The organism is Sneathiella sp. D3-11 (assembly GCF_055809395.1).
The window spans coordinates 3,200,681-3,222,541 of record NZ_CM147911.1; the positions used below are offsets into that span (position 1 = coordinate 3,200,681).

Here is a 21,861-nt window from a genome sequence, read left to right on the forward strand (position 1 = left end):
ATCACCTGCAGAATTGAAATCATAGTTATTATCAATTCTTATTTAAATCGACTTTTGCGATTGGGTGTCGAATGAAAGCAGGATTTTTTTGCTCGCTATGTTGGTGCTGTTGCCGATGACAGGTAACGCTAAATCAAAAAATACCTGCTTTGAAGGAGGGAGTAAGTATGACAAAGGAGCATATCAGGATTCTGTAGAATTATTGGACCGATGCCTTGAAGGAATTTCGACTACCAAATACACTTCTAAAGCTTTTCATTTACTAGTAAGGGGCAATGCTCACTTTCACTTAAACGATTATTCGAGCGCCGAAAGTGACTTTACGAAAGCTATTGATATTGCTCCCAAATATCCGGAAGGATATTATCAAAGAGGAAAGTTTTATGACGCGATAGGCCGGGCAGAAGAGGCAGTTGCCGATTTCAGTAGGGCCCTTGCCTTGGATGCAACTGATATCCTGTCCAGACAGAGGCGAGCAGCTTTATACGCAAAATTAAATAAGCAGGAATTGTCTGATACAGACACAGAAATTCTAGCTCTCCAGAGGGAAAACCCTTACATCTGGTTGGGACCGCTGTGGCGCCTTAGAAAGCAGGAACAACTCAAGTTCTTTGAAGAGCATTACGATAGAACTGGAAAACCGAAGAACTATTCTGGAGAGTTTAAAGTAAACAAGGATAGCATTATTGAAGTGTCTGTTCCGAACGGATTTGTGCTCGTTGATCAGGTGGATTTAGAAATGTTATCCTTGCAAAAATATGAGCGAATGGAAAGTTTAGATAGTGAAGTAAAAGAAACAATTATTGTGAGCATAAAGCCGTTTAGTTTCAAAGAAATTTATTTGTTTCCTAGGCGGGTTGAAGATAGCCTTTATGTTAGCACGGTGGGATGTGATTCTAAGCGGTTAGAATATATCGGCTTTCCTGATGAGAGTGTTCGAGTGCATCCGAAAAAATCAAACCTCTATCAGGTTTCTTCCCAATTTGTTCAGACGGCGATGCTATTTTGCGACGGAAAATATACTCCATCTAAACAGGACAAAAACACTCTTCGAATTGAGAAAATACTATATGGAAAGTCAAATACTTACCAATTTTCATATATTTGGAAGAGCGATAAAAAAGAAACAAGTAGCATCGTGGAAAATGGCTATTTAAATAAGGAAATATTACCGTTCATTGAGGGAGCGAGTGTCTATCTGCGAAAACAGTAAATCATAAATGATAACTGTCAATGCAGGCTCTTCCGCATAAAAGATTATCACCATCACAGCAATTGCAAAAATCCTGTGTCTTCGCTAAAAGGGGCGCAGCGAATTAATTGTGGATCAGGAGCGGAAATCCCCATGGCGTCTTACCAGTATATTTATGTGATGAGCGGTCTGTCGAAGACCTACCCGGGTGGCAAGCAGGTTCTTAAAGACATCCGGCTTTCCTTCTTCCCGGGCGCGAAGATCGGTGTGCTGGGTCTGAACGGCTCGGGTAAGTCGACGCTGCTGAAGATCATGGCAGGGATCGAGACGGAATTCACCGGGGAGGCCTGGGCCGACGATGGCGTAAAGGTCGGCTATCTGGCGCAGGAGCCGGAGCTGGACCCGGCAAAGGACGTCCTTGGCAATGTCATGGATGGCGTCGCGGAGAAGAAGGCGCTCCTCGATAAATTCAACGAGATTTCCGCCCGTTTCGCGGAGGACCTCACCGATGATGAGATGAATGACCTGATCACGGAGCAGGGGGAGCTGCAGGAGCAGATCGACGCGCAGAACCTCTGGGACCTCGATCGGGAAGTGGAGATTGCAATGGATGCCCTCCGTTGTCCTGCGGGCGATGCCGATGTCACCAAGCTCTCGGGCGGGGAACGCCGCCGCGTTGCGCTGTGCCGCTTGCTGCTGTCGCAGCCGGATATGCTGCTGCTCGACGAGCCGACCAACCACCTCGATGCGGAAAGCGTCGCCTGGCTGGAGCGCTTCCTGCATGACTATTCCGGCACCGTTGTCGCCGTGACCCATGACCGCTACTTCCTTGATAACGTGGCGGGCTGGATATTGGAACTCGACCGTGGTCATGGCATCCCGTGGGAAGGCAACTATTCAAGCTGGTTGGAGCAGAAGGAAAAACGTCTCGCGCAGGAAGGCAAGACCGAGGATGCGCGGCGGAAAACGCTGGATCGGGAGCTGGAATGGATCCGGCAGGGACCAAAGGGCCGTCAGACGAAATCGAAAGCCCGTATCAGTGCCTATGAGGATTTGCTGGCCGAGCAGAATTCCAAGCAGGCCGAGGCGATGCAGATTTACATCCCGGCGGGTGAGCGGCTCGGTGATCTGGTGGTCGAGGCGGAGAATGTCTCCAAGGCGTTCGGCGATAAACTGCTGATCGAGGGGTTGAACTTCAAGCTCCCGGCGGGCGCGATTGTCGGTGTAATTGGGCCCAACGGCGCCGGTAAGACAACGTTATTCAAGCTGCTGACTGGTCAGGAAGAGCCCGATACCGGCACGTTCAAGGTTGGTCCGACGGTGCAGCTCGGTTATGTTGATCAGGATCGTGACACGCTAGACCCGACCAAGAACGTGTGGGAAGAAATCTCCGAGGGGAACGAGATAATTTACCTCGGCAAGAAGGAGATCAACAGCCGCGCCTATGTGTCGGGCTTCAACTTCAAGGGATCGGACCAGCAAAAGAAGGTCGGGCAGCTTTCAGGCGGGGAGCGCAACCGCGTCAATCTCGCGAAGATGCTGAAATCCGGCTCGAACTTCCTGCTGCTAGACGAGCCGACAAACGACCTCGACGTCGATACCCTCCGCGCACTGGAGGAGGCGCTCCTCCAGTTCGCCGGTTGCGCCGTGGTCATCAGCCATGATCGCTGGTTCCTCGACCGCGTTGCCACACATATGCTCGCCTATGAGGGGGACAGTCATGTGGAATGGTTCGAGGGTAACTTCGAGGCCTATGAAGAAGACAAGCGCCGTCGCCTCGGCAAGGACGCGACCGAGCCCCACCGAATCAAATACAAGCCTATAACCCGCTAGGGGCTATGTAGCGGCATGTTCGGCCACGACCCGCGCGACGGCGGGGCGGGCCAGCATGGCCTTACGATGAGCCAGCAGTTTAGGGAAGTCCGCAGGGTCAACGCCGTCACCTTCCATCCATTGAGTGATGGTGAAGAGATAGATATCGGCGATACTGTAATTCTCTCCCATCACCCAGGGCCCTTCGAACATCTCATCCTCAATCAGGTGAAAGCATTCTTCCATATTGCTTTTGACCTTGCTTGCGATCGCCTCGATAGCGGCTGTGTTCTGCTCGTCCACCCAGCGCCGTCCGCGCTTGCGGTGGGCATGATTGACATGCACAGTGGAGCAGAGATAGTTGTTGAAGGACTGGAGCTGCGCTAGATCGTAGGGATCTTCTGGCGGCGGAAAAGCGGAGGCGCCACAAACTTGCGCGGTATAGAGCAGGATTGCCGGAGTTTCCGTCAGGATGCCACGATCCGTCACCAATGCGGGCACGCGACCTTTGGGGTTGATTGCCAGATATTCAGGTTTGGTATGCTCCATTATCGCGGCATTTAGCTTTTTTGCCTCGTAGTCTGTCCCACTTTCTTCAAGTGCAATGTGAGGTGCGAGCGCGATGGTTCCGGGATTATAGTAAAGTTTCAGCATTTCCTGTCCTTGTGATTTATTTTCGGTCACATTACCCGTTAATTTGCCGGAGGGGGATTATTTTATTTGAGATAATGACGATGGCAATTAATGGATGAAGAAACGGAAAAGACTTCTATACTATGCGTCATGCCCCTTACAGCAGAGGTGACATGAGAGCGTTTGTTTGCCTGATCATGATATTGGGTCTCGCCGCTTGTACAGGCACGATACGGCAGGCGGAGAATAATATCTGGCCTGTAGATCCGCAGGAGCGATCCGCGGCGCAGCGTGTCGTCGCGAAGATGGAGGGAAATGTTCTTCTTGCAACGCCGCCCGGCATGGAATTTTCCCATCGACGGCTGGTGGGCAATATCATCCAGGATTATTATATCTATCGTCTCGACCAGCTTCAGGGCTTGGAGCTGTTGAACGCCATTCGCCTGAATGAGGTTAGCAACTATGTGCGGGAGCAGGGGTATCGCGCCTGCAATGATCAAGATATTCGCTATCTTCTCGATAAGGGATATGTTCATGAATTCAGGGTGGCGGTCTTTGGCCAAAAAAACAGGCGTTGAAACCGATAGGATCAGCAAAGGGTTTTGCGTCGCGAATGAAATGCCGCTTATCGACCAGAAGGCCATTGATGCGCGCTATAATAAAATGCGGTATTGGCCGAATGGTGACCGGATAGACCCCCGCCTGATAGAACAGGTGATGGCGTCCTTTCAGGTTGCGACAGCAAAATATCAGCCGCCCGATCTTGACAAATCTTCGATTAAAACCGTCAGTACAGAAGCAGACGGTCTCCTGATGTCGCTAAATATGGAAAAAGAACAAAAAATCACCATAAAGGGGAGCAAATATTGGCCGCAGCATATCAAGGGTCAAGCGCTGGAGAAGAGTTGTACAAACAAGGCTTCTCTGACGGCTTTGATGGTGGGGGAGTCTATCGGTTTCAGGTGGACGTCAAGGTTAAGCAAGAAATTATTGAAGATGGTGCGTTTACAATTAGCTATCCGGACTGTTTACTTTATAACAAAAAGCCTTGACGACAATATGCCAGAGTTTCCGGCAACGTGGTGTGTGAGGACGTGATTGAGCATGCAGATTGAAGAGACGGCAATTGCAGACGTAAAAATCCTGTGTCCAAAAAAATTTGGAGATGACAGGGGCTTCTTTTCCGAGGTCTGGAATGCTCAGACGCTGAAAGAAGCGGGACTGGACCTTACTTTCGTGCAGGATAATCATGCCCATAACGCCGAGGCGGGGGTCGTGCGGGGTTTGCACTATCAATTAGCTCCGAAGGCACAGGGAAAACTCGTGAGGGCTCTGCGCGGTGCTATTATCGATGTTGCGGTGGATATCCGGGTGGGCTCCCCGACATTTGGACAGCATGTTGCTGTGGAATTATCTGCGGAAAACTGGCGTCAACTCTGGGTTCCAGCCGGCTTCGCGCATGGCTACTGTACATTGCAGCCGGATACCGAGATCGTCTACAAAGTAACCGACTATTACAGTCCAGAGCATGACTGCGGCATTTTCTGGAATGATCCAGATTTGAATATTAATTGGTCTGTATCGGCAGAAAAGGCAATTCTTTCAGAAAAAGATAAGATTTTGCCTTTATTAAAAGATCAGACAAGATTATTCGAATTCAAGGAAACCAGATGACTGTTTTTGTCACAGGGGGGCGGGCTTTATTGGTTCCGCACTTGCCCGCGACCTGATTAATCAGGGCAAAGAAGATGTCCTGATTATCGACAAGCTGACCTATGCCGGATCGCTTGAAAGCCTGAAACCTGTCAGCAATAGCCCTCATTATCATTTTTCACAGACCGATATCTGTGATCGCGATGGCATCGGGGAGTTGTTCAGTAAATACAAACCAACGGCAGTTTATCATTTAGCCGCGGAATCCCATGTGGACAGGTCGATCGATGGCCCTGCGGATTTTGTCCAGACTAATCTTGTAGGCACTTTCACCATGCTGGATGCAGCCTATCAATTTTGGCGCGCGCTCGATGGATCGGCGAAAGATGATTTCCGGTTCCTGCATGTCTCGACAGATGAAGTCTATGGGGAACTCGGACCCGAAGGGTTGTTTTCGGAAACCAGCGCGTATGATCCCAATTCTCCATACTCCGCGAGCAAAGCCGGATCCGACCATCTGGCGCGGGCATGGCATCGCACCTTTGGCCTGCCGGTTTTGGTGACTAACTGTTCCAACAATTACGGTCCATACCAGTTTCCGGAAAAACTTCTTCCGGTGATTATCCTGAACTGCCTAAAAGGCAAGGAATTGCCAGTCTACGGCAAAGGGGAAAATATCCGCGATTGGCTTTATGTGGAAGATCATGCTGCTGCCCTGCAACAGGTTGTCACCTCTGGCAAGATCGGGGAGACTTACATGATCGGCGGCCGGGCAGAGCGGACAAATATTGATATTGTACGCAGCATCTGCCGGATCATGGATAAAAAATTCCCGGAAAAGGCCCCGCATGAAGACTTGATCCGCTTTGTCACCGACCGGCCGGGGCATGATGCCCGCTACGCGGTGGATTGCTCTAAAATAGAGGCGGAGCTTGGCTGGTCCCAATCTCTCAATCTGGAAACCGGTTTGGAAAAGACCGTCGACTGGTATCTTGAAAATCTTGATTGGGTGAAGGCAGTTGCCGCGGATTACACTCAGGAACGTCTCGGCATGGGAACGAGCGGCTGATGAAGATACTGGTCACGGGCGCAGGCGGGCAGGTGGGGCAGGCGCTGCAAAATCTTGCCTCTTCTCATGAGATTAACGTCATTGCTCTTGATCGACAGGCACTCGATATTACAGATCAATCCGCTGTCCGGGAGCAGGTTCGCAATCTCTCCCCGGATGCGGTGATCAACTCCGCTGCTTATACTGCCGTGGACAAAGCGGAAGAGGACGTAGACGCAGCTTTCGCGATTAATGCCGAGGGAGCGGAAAACTTGGCTCTTGCTTGCGCCGATGCGGATATTCCGTTTCTGCATATTTCCACGGATTTTGTCTTCGATGGTAAAAAGGATGGCGCCTATCTTGAAGATGACGCTGTCGCACCGCTCAGTGTGTACGGCAAAAGCAAAGCAGACGGAGAGGCGCGCATAGCGGCAGCATCGACAAAGTACATTATCCTGCGGACGGCGTGGGTGTTTGGGGGTGCGCAGAATTTTGTCACCACCATGCTTCGTCTTGCGCAAAGCCATAAGGAATTGAATATTGTTGATGATCAGACCGGCGGACCGACTGCGGCGAATGATATCGCGGCAAGCCTTCTAAAGATTGCCAAACAGGTGCAAAAGCCCGGGTTTCAGTCTTGGGGAATATATCATTATTGTGGTGCGCCCGCCGTTACATGGTTTGGTTTTGCAAAAGCCATTTTCGCTCACTCAGCTGTCGCCCCCGCTCTCAACCCCATTCCGACGGAAGACTATCCGGTTCCCGCAGAGCGGCCAAAGAATTCCGTGCTCGACTGTGCAAAAATCAATCAGGTTTTTGGCATTGACCAGCCTGATTGGCAAAAGGCATTATCGGGTATATTGGGAAAATAAATCAAAACAAGGACACCCCCCATGGATCGGCAGGATTTCAACTTCTTTCATCCGTTTCGTGTGCGCTATTCGGAAATTGATGCGCAGAGTGTGGTATTTAATGCCCACTATCTGACCTATTTCGATACAGCAATTTCGGAATATTTTCGCCATCTGGGCTATGATCATCAGGACTATGTGAAACGGACCGGGCTTGATTTTCATCTCGTGAAATCACTGGTTCTGTACGAGAAACCTATCCTATTTGACGCTGAGATCGAGGTGGGGTGCCGGGTGGAGAAAATTGGCCGCACCTCCATCACCTTCGTACTCGCGATATTCGCAAAAGGGGAAGATACCCGCTATTGCACAGGCGAAATTATCTGGGTCAACACCAACCAGACGACCCACAAAACCGAACCTGTCGATGACACTATCCGTGAGATGTTCGAGAAATTTGAGATCAAAGAGTAATAGCGTAGTGCTTCAACCCTAATTCAGTGAAGATGAGTTACGGGTTGCCTTACTTTACCTTCTTGAAACGCATACCGATGATCCCATGACATTGCCCATAAAGTCCGCCTCCACTGGGTGACTCGGCCCTGAAAAATTTATCTGGCCCATCAAGTACAAAGCGCTCAGTCCATTTCCATAGAGTTCCGCCTTCAGGTACATTCACCTGCAAATCAACGAAATCAGGGTTGTTTTCGCCATTTAGATAAAGGGCAGTCCGTCCGCTATAGACGGTTCTGGAGATTTTCCCTCGATGAAAGTCGAGCGTAAAATTCCATTTCACAATTTGAATGCAGGATGCTGACGTCCCGCTGGAGGAATTATAAGTGGCGTATACACGCCAAGGACCTGTAGGGTCAAACGTGTCGTATTTTGCGGGAGGTGATGCAGGAGCGCCAAGAGTGCTGGAAACGGAGCCGACGCTATCAACTTTCCTCATATGAACGCCGAGAGTTCCTGTGCAGCCGGATGGCGCACCACCCTCTGCGTTTAGTGTCAGCCTTTTTTCATTGCGATCAAGTACAAACCTCTCTGTCCACTTCCACAGGCTGCCGCCCGTTGGGTAATCAAAATGGAGATCGACGTAATCATCTGAATTTTCGCCGGAAACGAATAGCCCGTATCGGTCTACCCAAACTGTCTGGCTGATTTTTCCTCGTTTAAGATCAAGAGTAAACTTCCAGGTTTTTCCGCTACCGCACCAGCTTGAATTTCCATTTCCACCCTTATAAGTGACAACGACCTGCCACATTCCGGTCGGATCGAATTTCCTAACTCCTCCGGTTCTTATTTGTGCAAGTTCATCAAGGCGTTTTTGCGCAAGGTCGGCAAAGGGGCCATCGCCGTACTCATCCATAAAATCTTGTAGCACAAGAGGGTCGTTGGTCTTTTCAGCCCGTTTCCAAGCCTCCAACATCGCTTTATCGTTAGTGCTCAGATTTTTGCTATTCGTGGAGCTGGACCGCGTCGCCAAATTTGCATTGATCGCCGATTCCAGATTTCGGATCCATTTATTGTAATTCCGATGGATGCCAACACCGTTGTCCAGCAGATTGATACTGGAGACATACGTGATGGAATAGTTGATTGTGGAATAATCAATTCGGACCTTGGCTTTATGGGTTCGAATTCTAAAAACGCCGTCTATTTGGCCGGGTCCTGCGTCTGTCATACTCCAGTTCTGACTGGCACCTGCCTGTTTGATTAAAGTGCCAACTTCCTCCAGCGACGTGAAAGACAGGCTTTTTGGAATGGGAACATTTGTCGGATTATAAAATGGTTGTGTTCGTTGCTCGCAGGCATTTACAACAAAAGCAATAAGGACAAGAGTCGCAAGGCGAATTAATAATTTCAACAATCCATTCCTTAAATCAACCGAAGGTTAAGCCATAACAATAGCGGCTTCGCATGACATGATAAAGCCTTAAGGGCATATTTTATGTTATATCTGTAGGGGTGTTGGTCAGGATATAGAGGCCGATGCCGATCAGCAGGAAGGGAAAGGCCTTTGGCGCGTATCGCTCCAGAAAGGACTTCGTTTTTGGATGATCGACCGCTTTTTGGGCGCCGAAGGTGAGGATTGCCGCAGCAGCGATGATACTTGTAACCATCCAGCCGATTAGGCCGGGGCGGGTATCAGAGAGAAGCGGGGCCAATATCGCGATGGAATCCCAGCTATGAGTGATCATGATCAGCGCAACGGTGAGAAAGCTCCCGCCTTCTTTCAGCGTTACATTGAGGCCAGCAAGCTCTGTAGACTTGCTCCGCCGCAAAAGCTGCCACAACTCGATAATACCAATCCCCAAAGGAACCAGGCCAATATAGGGGATGAATTCAATGGGTAATTGCTGAATACCTTGGGCAAAAAGCAGGCAAATTCCGATCATCACCAGTACGGCTAGAAGATATCCCTGCCGGACCTTGGCAACCCCATATTTCGGATGTAGCGACAAGGTGACAAGCAGGAAGAGATTATCGATACTGGTCGAAGCAAAGGCCATAAAGCTGATGGCGATGGCTAGAAGAATGTCATGCATGACCAACTTTCCAATATCGCCCTCTTCCCGGCTAGTTAGTTTTTCTCTTCGCCTTGCCCAATATGAAACAGGCAATCCCCGCGAACGACCCTTGCGCCTTGCCGCTTTGCGAGAATGACTCCGTCATCCTCAAAACACAGCTCGATTGGGTCGCGGCCAGGGGTTTCGGTGCGGTGGATCAACGCGGCGGGCTGGCCCGCGCGGACATCCTCTCCCGGATCAGCGAGAGGTTCATACACACCTGGCTCTGTCGCGAAAATACTGCCTTCCGCATTAAATATCCGGCTCTTCTTGGGGGCGGGATCCGGCGCAGTAGTTATTGCGCCAATTTTATGCAAGGAGCGGAGCAGACCATCACCGGCAAGTTTGGGCAGTCCCTTGGATACTGTCCCGCCGCCGGCAAGTTCGGTCAGAATGCTGCAAACCCCGTTGCGAAAAGCCGCTGAAGAGGAAAAACTGCCTGCATCGCTGCGTCCGAAATATAGAGTGTGGGGCAGGCTGAAAGCTTCCGCAATTTCCCGCTTCAACGCGAGGTGCGGATCATCGGAAGTGACAGAAAAGAGCAATGTTGGCGTGTAAAAGAGCGAACTACCACCTGAATGAAGGTCAAATAGAAAATCTGCGCGTTTCAGCAAAGTATGCTCGATATAATGCGCGATCTGTTGTGTCGGGGTGCCGGTATCGCTACCAGGAAAGGAGCGATTGAGATTTCCTTGATCAATCGGGGACGTACGAAGTCCTGCCTCTGCCGCCGGAAAATTTGCCATCGGAAGTATGATGAGTTGGCCGCGTATCTGATCAAGCGGCAGGGTCCGGATCATGTTGGAGAGGATTACTTGCCCTTCATATTCGTCCCCATGATTTCCCGCCATCAGAAGGACTGTTGGGCCGTCTCCATTTTTCATGCTGGCGATCGGGATCGGGATGTAGCCGTAGGCGGATCGATGAACGGAATGGAGCAGCTGTAGATATCCATGTTGGATACCATCTTTATCGAAATCAATTTTGGTGGAGATAAGCGAGGACATAGACGGACACCCGGAACAAATGAAAAATATTGTCTTACTATATCCATCCAATTAGATAGGCCCAAGAAAGAAGTGCCGGAGTGTCAGGGAAAAGGCATAAAAATAGCCCGCCACTGGGGCGGGCTATTCCTGATTAGAGAAGGATCAGATTAGGCGGCTTTACTTTCGAGAAGCTTGCCCTTGTTGATCTCAATGGTGCGCGGTTTGAGCTCCTCCGGAATTTCACGGACGAGGTCAATATGAAGCAGGCCATTTTCCATGGCGGCACCGACGACCTTGACCGTTTCTGCAAGCTCGAATTTCTGGACGAAAGAACGGGCTGCGAGGCCGCGATGCAGATATTCTGCTTCTTCCTTGTCCTCTACGGACTTACCACTGATTTTCAGGGTGTTCTGATTGGCGACCACTTCGAGCTGATCTTCCGTAAAGCCAGCCACTGCCATCGTGATCCGGAAATGATCCGCATCGGTTTTTACGATATTGTAGGGCGGAAATCCGTTCTCGGCCGACGCTCTTTCCAAGCCATTGAAAAGTTGCTCTATCCGGTCGAAACCAACGGTTGAACGCATCAGGGGTGAAAAATCATAGCTACGCATTTGTATATTCTCCTATGAAGCAATATATATCCGGGCCTCCCAATCTGGGGCAAACCCTTGTTATCAGACCCAAAATCGGCATCCGATGCACTGTATATGAGGTGCATTTTTATAGATTCAAGACCTCTAAATATGGAAAATTAACTTTTGGAGGCTAGATTTTTCCTGCAAACCCACGAATAATTCCCGTTCACTAACGCAACAAAGGACAGCCGATGGGCGTCAGCGATGATGATGGAACGCAGATCAAGGCGCAGACCATCTTTTTCACCCGTACCTATGATGAAACATTGGATCTGGTGAAAGAGGCTCGTAGTTATCTTGCCGGTCCAGGACAGGTTGCCGCGAAAGCCATGCCGGCGGAGGCAAGTTTCGGCTATGCGGCAGAATCATTGCGGCTCACCACGCGGCTGACAGAAAGCATGTCTTGGCTGTTATTTCAGCGCGCCCTGCAAGAGGGGGAGATTACGTTGGAAGAATCGCAAGAAGATGAATGTCATCTACAGCATATGGATGTATGCCTCGCAGAGGACACCGCTTGCGACCCCAGGATGCTGCCGGAGGAGCTTCAATCCTTACTGGAGCGAAGTGAGCGCCTTTATCAGAGGCTGGTTCGGCTGGATGAGCAGGGAAAACACGCCTTTATGCGCGCCCAGCTTTAAACGCATCATCAGAATTTGTGAAACCGGCAACAAAAAAGGCGCTCAAATGAGCGCCTGATCCGCAAACCCGTGTGGGTTCAGATTCTCTTTAGCTTGATTTGATGCCGAAATTCGCAAAACGCTTGTTGAATTTCGCGACCTGGCCATCATCACGCAGATGCTGCTGGCCACCAGTCCATGCCGGATGCGTTTTCACGTCGATGTCCAGCTTCAAAACATCGCCTTCCTTACCGTAAGTAGAACGGGTTTCAAAGGTTGATCCGTCGGTCATTTCGACGGTGATCATGTGGTAATCTGGATGTATTTCTTTTTTCATGTCGGTTCACCCTTTGGGGGACGCTAAAATTCGCTCAGCGGGCCTTATATTAAAGCTGAGACATTATGGCAAGCAAAGATATGTTTTTTGGCATTTTTTCTTGCATTCCTGGCTATGACCGTTACACCCAAGAACTGGAATTTAAGACATAATAAAGGCAGGTATAGCTGCGTGACTGATGTAAACGGAATCGCTCCTGACGTGGATGAGAAGGAAAAGTCTAAACAGGTGGTAACGCACCTTTGGCAACTTTGGCGATCTCGTCAAGCCCTACAAGCTACAGGTCTTTGGTGCCTTGATCGCGCTTGTCGTTGCAGCGGGAACCACTTTGTGGATAGGGCAGGCGATCCGCAATCTTCTGGATAAGGGATTTACTGCCGGCCCGGAAAGCCTTGATCGGGTTTTTATCGGCTTGATGGGCGTGATCACTTTACTCGCTTTCGCTACTTTTGGTCGCTACTTTTTGGTTTCTTGGATAGGAGAGCGGGTCATCTCGGATGTCCGAAAGGCAGTTTTTAACCACGTACTGACCCTCAGCCCGGCCTTTTTCGAAATTACCCGCACAGGTGAGGTGCTTTCGCGCCTGACAACCGATACAACGCTGATCCAGACGGTTATCGGGTCATCAATTTCTGTGGCGCTTCGGAACTTTCTTCTGTTTATCGGCGGCCTCGCGTTTCTGATCTATACGAGCCCGGCGCTCTCGGGGATGGTTTTGATGGTGGTCCCAATCGTGTTGATACCCATAATCGTCTTTGGTCGGATAGTGCGTAAGCTCAGCCGGTCCAATCAGGATAGTATCGCGGCAGTCAGTTCGCGCGCGGATGAGACTTTACGCGCGATTCAGACATCGCAGGCCTACACCCACGAAGACCATGACCGCGCACAATTCAGTAAGGATGTCGAAACCAGCTTTCGTATCGCCGTAAAACGTATCACCGCCCGCGCCTGGTTGACGGCGCTGGTCATTCTGCTGATCTTCGGCGCGATTGATTTTGTCCTCTCCAGAGGGGCAACGGCTGTCGTTGACGGCAGCATGACCGGCGGGACATTGGGTGCCTTTGTCTTTTATGCGGTAATTGTCGCGGGTTCGATGGGATCGCTCAGTGAAGTCTGGGGTGAGTTGCAACGGGCGGCAGGCGCGTCAGAACGGCTCATGGAACTGCTCGTGGAAGAGCCCTCTGTCACCGTCTCGGCGAGATCCACTTCCTCTTGGGGCAACGATTGAAAAGAATATCCATTTCGATGATGTCACTTTTCATTATCCGTCTCGGCCGGATCAGGCGGCGCTCAATGACTTCTCGCTTGAAATTCGAAAAGGCGAAACTGTTGCGCTGGTCGGACCGAGTGGGGCAGGCAAGACCACAATATTTCAGCTCCTGCTGCGATTTTATGATCCGCAGTCGGGCTGTATTACCATCGATGGCACAAATATCTCCAAGGTCGATCCGGTCTACCTCCGGGCGCTGATGGGGCTGGTGCCACAGGATGCGGTCATTTTCGCCGATACCGCCATGGAGAATATCCGGTACGGTAGACCGGAGGCGAGCGATGATGAAGTGCGTGCCGCCGCCGAAGCCGCCGTCGCCACCGAATTTATCGATGCCATGCCTGAAGGATTTCACACGGAATTCGGCGAGCGGGGGATCAAGCTCTCTGGCGGTCAGAAACAGCGTATTGCGATTGCGCGGGCAATCTTGCGCGATCCGGAGATTCTCCTGCTGGACGAAGCCACATCCGCGCTCGATGCGGAAAGCGAGCGTCAGGTGCAGATCGCTCTTGAGCATCTCATGGAGAACCGAACGACCCTGGTTATCGCGCATCGGCTCGCTACTGTGCTTAACGCCGACCGGATTATCGTGCTGGAAAATGGCCGTATCGTTAATCAGGGTACTCATGAGGAATTGATGGCTGAGGACGGGCTTTACGCCAAGCTTGCCAAGCTGCAATTCGACGTGGGTCGGAACGCACTATCCGCATAAAACCTTCTTCAGAACGGCTTCAAGCTGGCTATGGATGGTCTGCAAGCTGAAATGCTGCTCATAGTAGGTCCTCGCGGCGGCGCCACGCGCCTCTAGCCGGTTTGGCGCAAGAGCAAGCCGCTTCACGTTTTCTGCGAGTGCATGTGCGTCCCCCGCCGGAATTTCGACCAGACCCTCGCTCTTCGGGGCGGGATAGGCGGTGGATTCGCGTGTGATCACAACCCGACCACAAGCGAGCGCTTGATAGACTTTATTGGGGATCACCCGCGCGGCCTTACCGCTTTTCCCGAAAACACCAAGCAATATATCTGCTTTATGGATGCGAGCGGGTAGGTCTTCATAGGGCGTATAGCTCTCGAATGTGATCGCGGGGTGATCTCCGGCTGCTTCTTCACATATGGCTTTCAGTGGGCCATCACCAAGCAAGGTCCAGCGGATAGGGGCGTCACAGAGCTTCGCCGCCTCGACAATGACCTCCGGTGCCTGCAGGCTAATAAAACTGCCATAGAAGAGCGCCTCAGAAGGTTCCTGAGGGCGTCTCTCAGTGAGTGGGGCGGGGCAGAACAGGCTCTCTTCCGCTCCAACCGCGACGACGTGAATTTTTTCAGGAGAAAGGCCAAATGTATCCGCAAAAAATTCCGCATGGCCCGCTGTATCGGCGACGATCTGGTCGGCGGATGAAAAGATGGAGCGTTCTTTTTCAAGAAGCTTTGCCGCCTGAGGACTGTCCGCCGTAAACTTCCGTCGTTCAAACACCTGTTTATCATAGGCGGAGATCATTGGATCGAAGACAAGCGGCACGTTATGTCGCCGGGCCCATCTTGCCGCGGCAGCCATATCGCGCTGACGAAAGGCAGGCAACCAAAGAATATCCGGTTTCTTTATGCCTTTCAGGGTTGCTTCCAGATCACCAAGCGAACTGAGGCGAGGTCGAAAATCAATAATCTTCCAGCCGAACGCGGAAAAGGCCTGACGTAGGATTCGGTTGCGGGAATAGTCAGGATCAAAACGGCCCCACCAGAGAACAGTTCCTGCGGCTTTGCTCATGACACCAGATCCAACTCTCCGATCACATGCCCTAACGAAAGATCGGCAAGATCATCCTTGCGCAGAACCCGCACATCCGGGCCGCGTGGGCGGGACATATTCGGATCGGACGCGCGGGAGAAAAGCACCACCGTCTTGCAGCCCACAGCGGAAATAAGATGCAGCGGCCCTGTATCATTGCCAACCGCGAGAACCGCTCCCGCGCCAAGAGAGGCAATATCACCGAAATCTGTCTTGGAGGAAAGATCAAGGGTGTTGGGGCAGGCATTGGTGATCGTTGCAATCGCCTCGGCTTCCGCCTTGCCGCCAATCAAAACGGGTGTAATGCCTTTTTCATCCAAATACTCGGCAAGTTCGGCAAAACGAATAGCAGGCCAGCGTTTTTCCGGCCGGTGCGCCGAGCCGCCGGGCACGAGCAATGCGTATTTTGCGGGCAGGTTGAACTTGGAAATATTTGTCATTGCCCAGGAAAAATCAGGCGTTGGAACGGTCTTTATCCCTGCGACCTTCAACTGATCGATATGCCGTTCGATTGTGTGGATTTTAGTGCGAAGCGGGCTATCATGTGGGTGGGAGCAGCCCTTTGCTACGCCGCACCACTCCGGTTTTCGCCGTTTTGGAAAGAAATTGAAGTAGCTATTTGTCCGGGTCGAGGTTTGCAGATCATAGACCCGGTCGAATTTTCCGCCGCGCAGCTTCCAGATTAGGGGAATGAGCTTGGAAAGTTGCCAGATCTTCGGCCGTTCGTCGATCCAGATTTCATCAAACAGGCCGGATTTCTCAAGGAAGGCAGCGAAGGGACGGGTGGTCAGCAATACAATGCGCGCGTCCCCATGATGGGCGCGGATAGCCTGAAACGGACCCTGTGCGAGGATCACGTCGCCAAGCGCGCCATGCTTGATGACAAGGATATTCCGGCCCTTTCCCGCCATCTAGCGTTCCGTCAGCTTCAGCTCGATCCGCCGGTTGCGAAGATAGCCGATCTCGTCATCGCGGTTGTCAATCGGTTGAAACTCGCCAAATCCGGTTGGTGCGAGACGCTTGGCAGGAACCCCCTGACTGATCAGAAATTTTGTCACGGAAAGAGCGCGGGCGACAGAAAGTTCCCAGTTGGAGGGAAGCGCGCCGTACTGATGGGCTGACTATCCGTGTGTCCATCAACGCGGAGGATCCAGTCGATATCCGTTGGGATGTCTTTCGCAATTTCGAGCAGGGTTGCAGCAAATTTCGCCATATCTTGTTTGCCTTCGGGCCCAAGCTCCGCCTGTCCGGCATCAAAGAGGACTTCCGATTGGAAGACGAAGCGGTCACCGACAATGCTGATGCCGGGACGGTTTTTAAGCACCTCCCGAAGTTTTCCGAAGAACTCGGAGCGATACTGTTGCAACTCCTGTACTTTTGCAGCGAGCGCCTGATTAAGACGTTTGCCAAGATCGGCGATCTGTGCCTGTTGTTCCACGTCTTTGGCCTCGCTCGCATCCAGTGCCTGATTTAGTTTGGCAAGTTCATTTCGGAGCGCGCTGATCTGGGCGTTGAGGGTCGCGACCTGTGCCCGCGCTGCGGCGGAAAGTTCTTCTTCTTCGGTCAGCTTATCTTGCGTCTGTAAGTAAAGTGTTTGTAATTCGGCAAGGCGAATTTCGCGCTCCTCAATATCTTTCTGCGCGAGATTTGTCCGTTCCTCTTCATCCGCGATACGAGCCTCCAGCTCCTTGCTGCGATCGCGCAGGCTACCGATCTCGGTATCTTTATCCTCGATCGTGGCGGCGAGTTTGCCGACTTCTTCTTCAAGCTTTTTGCGTGTTTCCTCAAGTGCCGTAATATCGCGTTTCAGGCTTTCAAGTTCGGCAAGATTTGCCTTCAGACTTGCTTCGCTTACGTCCAGCTTGCCTTCCACCTCGGCGGATTTATCCTTTTCCTCGCGCAAGAGGACCGTCAGGCGGTCCCGATCTTCTTCAGCGGAGAGCGCGCGGCTGGTCAGGGTGTCAAGTTGGATGATAACGTTGTCGCGTTCTTCCGCGAGCTTTGTCATATCGATATTAAGTTGGGCGATCTGGCCTTCCAAGTTTGCGCTGGTTCGCCGTTCAATCGCCAGAAGATCGGCTAACTCATTGACCTGCTGATTGAGTTTTTCGAGCGCAGCATCGCGGCCGGAAAGGGCCTGCGAGAGGAAAAACTGTGCGAGCACGAAGACGACCAACAGGAAGATAATTACCAGCAAGAGAGTGGTCAGCGCATCGACGAAGCCCGGCCAAATCTCGTAAGGGGCGCGTTGTCCGCGGCGTCTACGAGCCATAACTTACTCCGTCCTTAGTGGCAGGCACGATCTCAACCACGACGGCTTTCTTCCGCAATGGCGGCGATTGTCCGGGTCAGAAGCTTGATATCGCTGCGAATTTCCTGAACCACCTGTTCGCGGCCATCGGCGCTTTCTTCCATCAGGCGGACCATATGCACATCCAGATTACGAAGGTGATTGCGGCTTGCTTGATCAAGCCCGGCGCTCTCAGCGGATTTCGCAAGCCGCTCAAAGAGCGGTTTCAGTTCCGTCTGGCCTTCGGCAAGCTTGATCAGCAGATCCTGCTCTGTTCGCATTTGATCGGTGAGGGCCGCGAGACGCTCGCTGAGATTAATGAGGGAGTTTTCCGCCGATCCGCGCTTGTCTTCATTCCGGGAGAGGGTGCGTTGGAGGTTATTTAAACTTTCCGCCGTTTGCTCAAGCAGCGCCTGGACATAGGCGGGAACGCTTTGGTCACCTTCGGTAATGGTGCCGGAGCCGGAACTTGTAAAGCGGGTAATGGATGTCAGCCATTCTTCCAGATCGCCGTAAAACCGGTTCTGTGCCTGCCCCGCTTGCATATCGAGGAAGCCGAGAACCAGCGATCCGGAAAGCCCGAAGAGCGAGGAGGAAAAGGCGATCGACATACCAGAAAGTGGTTTTTCCAGGCCGACCTTTAATTCATCAAAAATGGCAACAAAATCTCCACCGCCGCCAACATTGAGCGTGGAAATGGCATCTCCGACAGACGCCACAGTCTCCAGCAGGCCCCAGAAAGTACCGAGTAGACCAAGGAATACCAGCACATTGATTAGGTAGCGCGAAATGTCGCGGCCTTCATCAAGGCGGGCGCTGACACTGTCGAGCAGTGTGTTCATTGTAACGGCGGTCAGCCGGACGGGGCCATTGCTGTCGCTAAAAATCGTATAGAGCGGCGCCAGCAGACGCGGGGGCCTGACCGTCGGTTGTGAGGATTCAAGGCGGCGCAAGCTATGGGTCCAGTTGATTTCCCCAGTTAGCATGAATACCTGACGGAAGATAAACAGAACGCCGAAAAGCAGGACCAGAAGGATAAGACCGTTTAACAACTGATTTGCAAAAAAAGCGATCTGAAGCTGTGGATAGAGAAAGGCGGAAATGGCAATGGCAACGCCGATAAAAATCGTCATACGGATCAGGTAGCGCCGTGGTTTCTTGATATTCGGCGTACCGGCTAGACTGTGTGTTTCGACATTGGGAATAGTTGACATGGCTACCTTGTAATCATGAGGAGATCAACACGGTCAGATGGCCCGTTGCCTTCCGGCTCGCCCAGCGCCCGCACTTCAATTTGTCGGTTATCAATACCCAGTTCCATCAGCTTTGAACGAACCGCAAGCGCCCGACCGAGTGAGAGACGTCGCGCCGCGCTGACGCTATTGCCACTACCATAGGCAAGGAGTTGGACATTCCGCCGGTCGCCGTCCTTCACCTGATCGGCGATGACTTGCAGGGTGGTTTGCGCCTCCGTCGACAGATCCACCGCACCTTCGGTAAAGAGAATGCGCGTGAGATTGTCAGTAATATCAGATGACGTGGTCGATGCGGGTGTTCCTGCATCAGGCGCAATAGCAGCAAGCTTGATTTCTTCCTCAGTCGCAGCCTCTGGTTCTGTCACATCGACGCTGGTCGCAGCCACAGTTTCAACTGATGAAGAGGTGGTCTCAGTCTCTGCGGGGTTCGCGTTAGCAGTTTCGGCAAGGGGGACATCAGTCGTTTTGACAATTTTTTCTGCCGCAATATCCGCGACTTTTGCTTTGGATTCCTCAACAATTTCAGGTGTTGGGATCGGTGCAGTATCCATCTTGACGACGGGGATAGCCAAATCCTCAAACTTCGCTTCTTCCGTGGGTTCCGGCAGTTTAGACGGATTGACCCGCGGGACCGGGATGGGCTTCGCCTCTGCGACAGTCGTTTCAGGAAGCGTCAGTTCCGGCTTGGTAAGCGGCTTGACGATTTTTTGAGACGGCGCGGAGGAGGTGTTTTTCTTAAGAGACGGCGGGGTCAGTACGATCACTGAATTGCCATCAATAATCCGGGTCGGAAGCTTGAGTTGCGGACTTGAATATTTAAGTGCATCCAGATTGACCTCAACCGCCGGTCGCGTTGAACTGCTCGTTTCCGCGTAGGCCGGGGCAGTATGGATGCCGATAAGGGGAATGGATACTGCAAGAGAGGCAAGCAGGGAAAACGAGTATGTTGCCGATGGCAATTTGGTCACTGGCTCCCTTCCTTTCCTTTTAACCGATAACTAACATCAAATTCACGCGAACTTTACGTCCGAGGCTCATATCTGCCAATTGAAATTGTCAACTTTACGACAGGCGAATGAACCGCTTTGCACCATAACTTAGCGCGCGCGCGCCCACAATCCCTTAGTTTGCATTCAAATCGACCGGTTGACATAATTTTCGGCAACTCTCTGGTGTTTAGCTTTATGAAAGGATTTTTTGCTATTATTGATTTACTTAATGGCGAAAAGATACAATTTAATGGAGCTTTCTGAAAGAAGGATCTGATTTAATGAAACTTGATACCATAGCGCTGATACTGGCTGTCTTTGCCGGCGCGGTTTATCTATTCTTTCTGATTTTTGCCGGTGCAACAGCCTCATTTCCTTTCGGAGCAATCCTCTTCATCGTGTTGGCCTGTTTCTTCTACTTGCTGGCGCGTGTCTTGTGGCAGCGGAAAGCCAGTGACGAAGATGATTATTATGAACGAAATATCGATAAGTAAGTGAGAGTAACGATGATTGTAGCGACCACAGAAGAAATTGAAGGTCAGGAAATTGCCGAAGTGCTTGGTCTGGTTAGGGGGAATGTGATTCGCGCTAAGCATATTGGCACGGACATTATTGCGGCACTGCGTAACCTTGTTGGCGGCGAAGTTCGGGAATACACAAAACTGATGGGAGAGGCCCGCGAGCAGGCGACAGATCGCATGATCACCGAAGCCAAGCTGAAAGGAGCGGATGCCGTCATCGGGATGCGCTTCACAACTTCCATGGTGATGGCAGGCTCTGCGGAAATCCTTGCCTATGGCACAGCAGTGCGGCTGGTTCCGAAGACATGAGCCGCGACTGCCATAGAATAGAACCGGTTAGTAGTCTTTTTCGCCGATTTCGATAACGCATTTGCCGTCGACTTTGCGATCAATTACGGCATCAAGTGCATCAACGAATTGGTCAAGAGAAAAACGGGCGCCGATCTCGGGCTTGATGAGGCCTTTTGAGTATAAATCAAGGACACCAGCCGCCATTTCGTCGAGGGCATCGATATATTGCTTTCGGTTACCGCCGGGCGACCAGCCGAAGAAATGGCCAAGGTTGAAGCCCATAGCTGATGCGTTTTTCAGCAAGAGTGTATTGGCCGCGATTTTGGGAATCTCCCCGCAGGCATAACCGATGGTCAGCAATCGCCCTTCCCACGCGAGGGAGCGGATGGACTGGATTGTCACATCGCCACCGATGCTGTCATAGACAAGATCAACCCCGCGACCGTTGGTTAGGTCCATTACGACATCGCGAAAATTGGATTCCCGGTGATCGATGACGTGGTCCGCGCCGTGATGGCGGGCTGTCTCGCAATGATTTTTTCCGCCGGCGACAGCAATCACCGTTGCGCCAAGGGCCTTGCCGATCTCGACAGCTGCCGTTCCAACAGCTCCGGCTGCACCGTGAACGAGCAATGTCTCTCCGCTTTGCAAGTTGGCCCGGCGGATGAGCGCCCCGTAAGACGTGTTGTAGGAGGTGATCAGCGCGGAGCCAACGGCGGGGTCCATTTCCTTCGGTATCTTGAAGCAGGCGACATCTTCAATTTTACAGAAACCGGCTGCACCACCGTGATCGACGCTGCACATGACATGATCGCCAACGGCAACGCGACTTACATTCTCTCCCACGGCGTGAACGATACCGGCGGCCTCTGTCGAGGGAATGTAGGGGAGGGGCGCCTTGCGCTGGTACTTTCCTGCAATGTTGAGGGAGGCAGCGAAACTTACCCCGGCCGCTTTATTGCGGACAACAACTTCGCCAGGGCCGGGCTCTGGAACGGGGAGGGTTTCGAGTTTGGCAACATCTCTATAGTTGCCGAATTCATGGATGACGATAGCGCGCATGTCACGTTGATCCTGACTTATTATTGATTGAAAAACAGGGCCTTACTATAGCCGAGCTATCA

At 51.7% G+C, this 21,861-nt stretch carries 26 protein-coding genes; 13 read left to right on the forward strand and 13 right to left on the reverse strand.

The genetic code is table 11. The features are described from left to right. The first annotated feature begins 115 nt into the window (after positions 1–115). Together AC0L73_RS16145 and ettA are read left to right on the forward strand one after the other, a co-directional pair. Positions 116–1,213: a tetratricopeptide repeat protein gene (locus AC0L73_RS16145; RefSeq protein WP_473654247.1), complete on the forward strand. Its 1,098-nt coding sequence runs from the start codon at positions 116–118 to the stop codon at positions 1,211–1,213. Between the two features lie 132 nt (positions 1,214–1,345). Next, positions 1,346–3,025, forward strand: coding sequence for an energy-dependent translational throttle protein EttA (gene ettA, locus AC0L73_RS16150; protein ID WP_473654248.1), 1,680 nt, complete (start codon positions 1,346–1,348; stop codon positions 3,023–3,025). Positions 3,026–3,028: 3 nt separating this feature from the next. On the opposite strand, the gene AC0L73_RS16155 is transcribed toward ettA, so the two are convergent. Next, positions 3,029–3,658, reverse strand: a complete 630-nt coding sequence (locus tag AC0L73_RS16155; RefSeq protein ID WP_473654249.1) for a glutathione S-transferase family protein — start codon at positions 3,656–3,658, stop codon at positions 3,029–3,031. A gap of 152 nt (positions 3,659–3,810) precedes the next feature. Here AC0L73_RS16155 and AC0L73_RS16160 point away from each other — a divergent pair, with 152 nt between their 5' ends. From AC0L73_RS16160 to AC0L73_RS16185, 6 genes are read left to right on the forward strand one after another with little or no spacing between them, the layout of a single operon-like run. Continuing rightward, positions 3,811–4,215, forward strand: coding sequence for a hypothetical protein (locus tag AC0L73_RS16160; protein WP_473654250.1), 405 nt, complete (start codon positions 3,811–3,813; stop codon positions 4,213–4,215). After that, positions 4,193–4,735, forward strand: a complete 543-nt coding sequence (locus AC0L73_RS16165) for a hypothetical protein (protein WP_473654251.1) — start codon at positions 4,193–4,195, stop codon at positions 4,733–4,735. The genes AC0L73_RS16160 and AC0L73_RS16165 overlap by 23 nt, the downstream gene beginning before the upstream one ends. 6 nt (positions 4,736–4,741) lie before the next feature. Further along, positions 4,742–5,311, forward strand: a complete 570-nt coding sequence (gene rfbC / locus AC0L73_RS16170; RefSeq protein ID WP_227951382.1) for a dTDP-4-dehydrorhamnose 3,5-epimerase — start codon at positions 4,742–4,744, stop codon at positions 5,309–5,311. Beyond that, a complete protein-coding gene (gene rfbB / locus AC0L73_RS16175) occupies positions 5,274–6,359 on the forward strand; it encodes a dTDP-glucose 4,6-dehydratase (protein ID WP_473655459.1) in 1,086 nt (361 codons plus the stop codon). The genes rfbC and rfbB overlap by 38 nt, the downstream gene beginning before the upstream one ends. Next, a complete protein-coding gene (gene rfbD, locus AC0L73_RS16180; protein WP_473655460.1) occupies positions 6,356–7,210 on the forward strand; it encodes a dTDP-4-dehydrorhamnose reductase in 855 nt (284 codons plus the stop codon). Before rfbB ends, rfbD begins: the two co-directional genes overlap by 4 nt. A 21-nt stretch (positions 7,211–7,231) precedes the next feature. Then, positions 7,232–7,663 (forward strand): acyl-CoA thioesterase, encoded by a 432-nt coding sequence (locus tag AC0L73_RS16185; protein WP_227951390.1) that lies wholly within the window; start codon positions 7,232–7,234, stop codon positions 7,661–7,663. A 49-nt stretch (positions 7,664–7,712) separates the two neighbouring features. Here the strand turns inward: AC0L73_RS16185 and AC0L73_RS16190 are convergent, their stop codons facing one another. From AC0L73_RS16190 to AC0L73_RS16205, 4 genes are all read right to left on the reverse strand, one after another. Then, positions 7,713–9,056: a hypothetical protein gene (locus AC0L73_RS16190; protein WP_473654252.1), complete on the reverse strand. Its 1,344-nt coding sequence runs from the start codon at positions 9,054–9,056 to the stop codon at positions 7,713–7,715. Between the two features lie 82 nt (positions 9,057–9,138). Beyond that, positions 9,139–9,738 carry a cadmium resistance transporter gene (locus AC0L73_RS16195; RefSeq protein ID WP_473654253.1) on the reverse strand — a complete coding sequence of 200 codons (600 nt, stop codon included), beginning with the start codon at positions 9,736–9,738 and terminating at the stop codon, positions 9,139–9,141. Positions 9,739–9,773: 35 nt separating this feature from the next. Next, a complete protein-coding gene (locus AC0L73_RS16200; protein WP_227951394.1) occupies positions 9,774–10,766 on the reverse strand; it encodes a succinylglutamate desuccinylase/aspartoacylase family protein in 993 nt (330 codons plus the stop codon). Positions 10,767–10,915: 149 nt separating this feature from the next. After that, complete coding sequence (locus tag AC0L73_RS16205) at positions 10,916–11,362, reverse strand: Hsp20 family protein (protein WP_473654254.1); 447 nt, start codon at positions 11,360–11,362, stop codon at positions 10,916–10,918. A 215-nt stretch (positions 11,363–11,577) separates the two neighbouring features. On the opposite strand from AC0L73_RS16205, the gene AC0L73_RS16210 reads away from it, so the two are divergent. Next, entirely contained in the window at positions 11,578–12,024 is a 447-nt protein-coding gene (locus AC0L73_RS16210; RefSeq protein ID WP_473654255.1) for a DUF1465 family protein, read from the forward strand. An 88-nt stretch (positions 12,025–12,112) separates the two neighbouring features. Here the strand turns inward: AC0L73_RS16210 and rpmE are convergent, their stop codons facing one another. After that, positions 12,113–12,340 (reverse strand): 50S ribosomal protein L31, encoded by a 228-nt coding sequence (gene rpmE, locus AC0L73_RS16215; protein ID WP_227951401.1) that lies wholly within the window; start codon positions 12,338–12,340, stop codon positions 12,113–12,115. A gap of 295 nt (positions 12,341–12,635) precedes the next feature. Between rpmE and AC0L73_RS16220 the strand changes: the two genes are divergently transcribed. Both AC0L73_RS16220 and AC0L73_RS16225 read left to right on the forward strand, forming a co-directional pair. Further along, complete coding sequence (locus AC0L73_RS16220) at positions 12,636–13,568, forward strand: ABC transporter transmembrane domain-containing protein (RefSeq protein WP_473654256.1); 933 nt, start codon at positions 12,636–12,638, stop codon at positions 13,566–13,568. Next, positions 13,459–14,322: an ABC transporter ATP-binding protein gene (locus tag AC0L73_RS16225; protein WP_473654257.1), complete on the forward strand. Its 864-nt coding sequence runs from the start codon at positions 13,459–13,461 to the stop codon at positions 14,320–14,322. The genes AC0L73_RS16220 and AC0L73_RS16225 overlap by 110 nt, the downstream gene beginning before the upstream one ends. On the opposite strand, the gene AC0L73_RS16230 is transcribed toward AC0L73_RS16225, so the two are convergent. Genes AC0L73_RS16230 through AC0L73_RS16255 form a run of 6 tightly spaced genes read right to left on the reverse strand, consistent with a single transcriptional unit; the run spans position 14,311 to position 19,904 of the window. Next, complete coding sequence (locus AC0L73_RS16230; protein WP_227951406.1) at positions 14,311–15,369, reverse strand: glycosyltransferase; 1,059 nt, start codon at positions 15,367–15,369, stop codon at positions 14,311–14,313. The genes AC0L73_RS16225 and AC0L73_RS16230 overlap by 12 nt on opposite strands. Then, positions 15,366–16,301 (reverse strand): glycosyltransferase family 9 protein, encoded by a 936-nt coding sequence (locus tag AC0L73_RS16235; protein ID WP_227951408.1) that lies wholly within the window; start codon positions 16,299–16,301, stop codon positions 15,366–15,368. Before AC0L73_RS16235 ends, AC0L73_RS16230 begins: the two co-directional genes overlap by 4 nt. Next, a complete protein-coding gene (locus AC0L73_RS16240) occupies positions 16,302–16,448 on the reverse strand; it encodes a hypothetical protein (RefSeq protein WP_473654258.1) in 147 nt (48 codons plus the stop codon). It lies immediately after the preceding gene. Then, positions 16,445–17,662, reverse strand: coding sequence for a hypothetical protein (locus tag AC0L73_RS16245; RefSeq protein ID WP_473654259.1), 1,218 nt, complete (start codon positions 17,660–17,662; stop codon positions 16,445–16,447). Before AC0L73_RS16245 ends, AC0L73_RS16240 begins: the two co-directional genes overlap by 4 nt. Before the next feature lie 32 nt (positions 17,663–17,694). Beyond that, positions 17,695–18,894 (reverse strand): hypothetical protein, encoded by a 1,200-nt coding sequence (locus AC0L73_RS16250; RefSeq protein ID WP_227951412.1) that lies wholly within the window; start codon positions 18,892–18,894, stop codon positions 17,695–17,697. A 2-nt stretch (positions 18,895–18,896) separates the two neighbouring features. Continuing rightward, on the reverse strand, positions 18,897–19,904 hold the full coding sequence (locus AC0L73_RS16255) for an OmpA family protein (protein ID WP_473654260.1): 1,008 nt from the start codon (positions 19,902–19,904) through the stop codon (positions 18,897–18,899). A 302-nt stretch (positions 19,905–20,206) separates the two neighbouring features. Here AC0L73_RS16255 and AC0L73_RS16260 point away from each other — a divergent pair, with 302 nt between their 5' ends. Together AC0L73_RS16260 and AC0L73_RS16265 are read left to right on the forward strand one after the other, a co-directional pair. After that, entirely contained in the window at positions 20,207–20,419 is a 213-nt protein-coding gene (locus tag AC0L73_RS16260) for a hypothetical protein (protein WP_227951416.1), read from the forward strand. 12 nt (positions 20,420–20,431) lie between these two features. Then, a complete protein-coding gene (locus tag AC0L73_RS16265) occupies positions 20,432–20,755 on the forward strand; it encodes a YbjQ family protein (RefSeq protein ID WP_227951418.1) in 324 nt (107 codons plus the stop codon). 27 nt (positions 20,756–20,782) lie between these two features. On the opposite strand, the gene AC0L73_RS16270 is transcribed toward AC0L73_RS16265, so the two are convergent. Continuing rightward, positions 20,783–21,799: an NADPH:quinone oxidoreductase family protein gene (locus AC0L73_RS16270; protein ID WP_227951420.1), complete on the reverse strand. Its 1,017-nt coding sequence runs from the start codon at positions 21,797–21,799 to the stop codon at positions 20,783–20,785. Between the last annotated feature and the right edge of the window lie 62 nt (positions 21,800–21,861).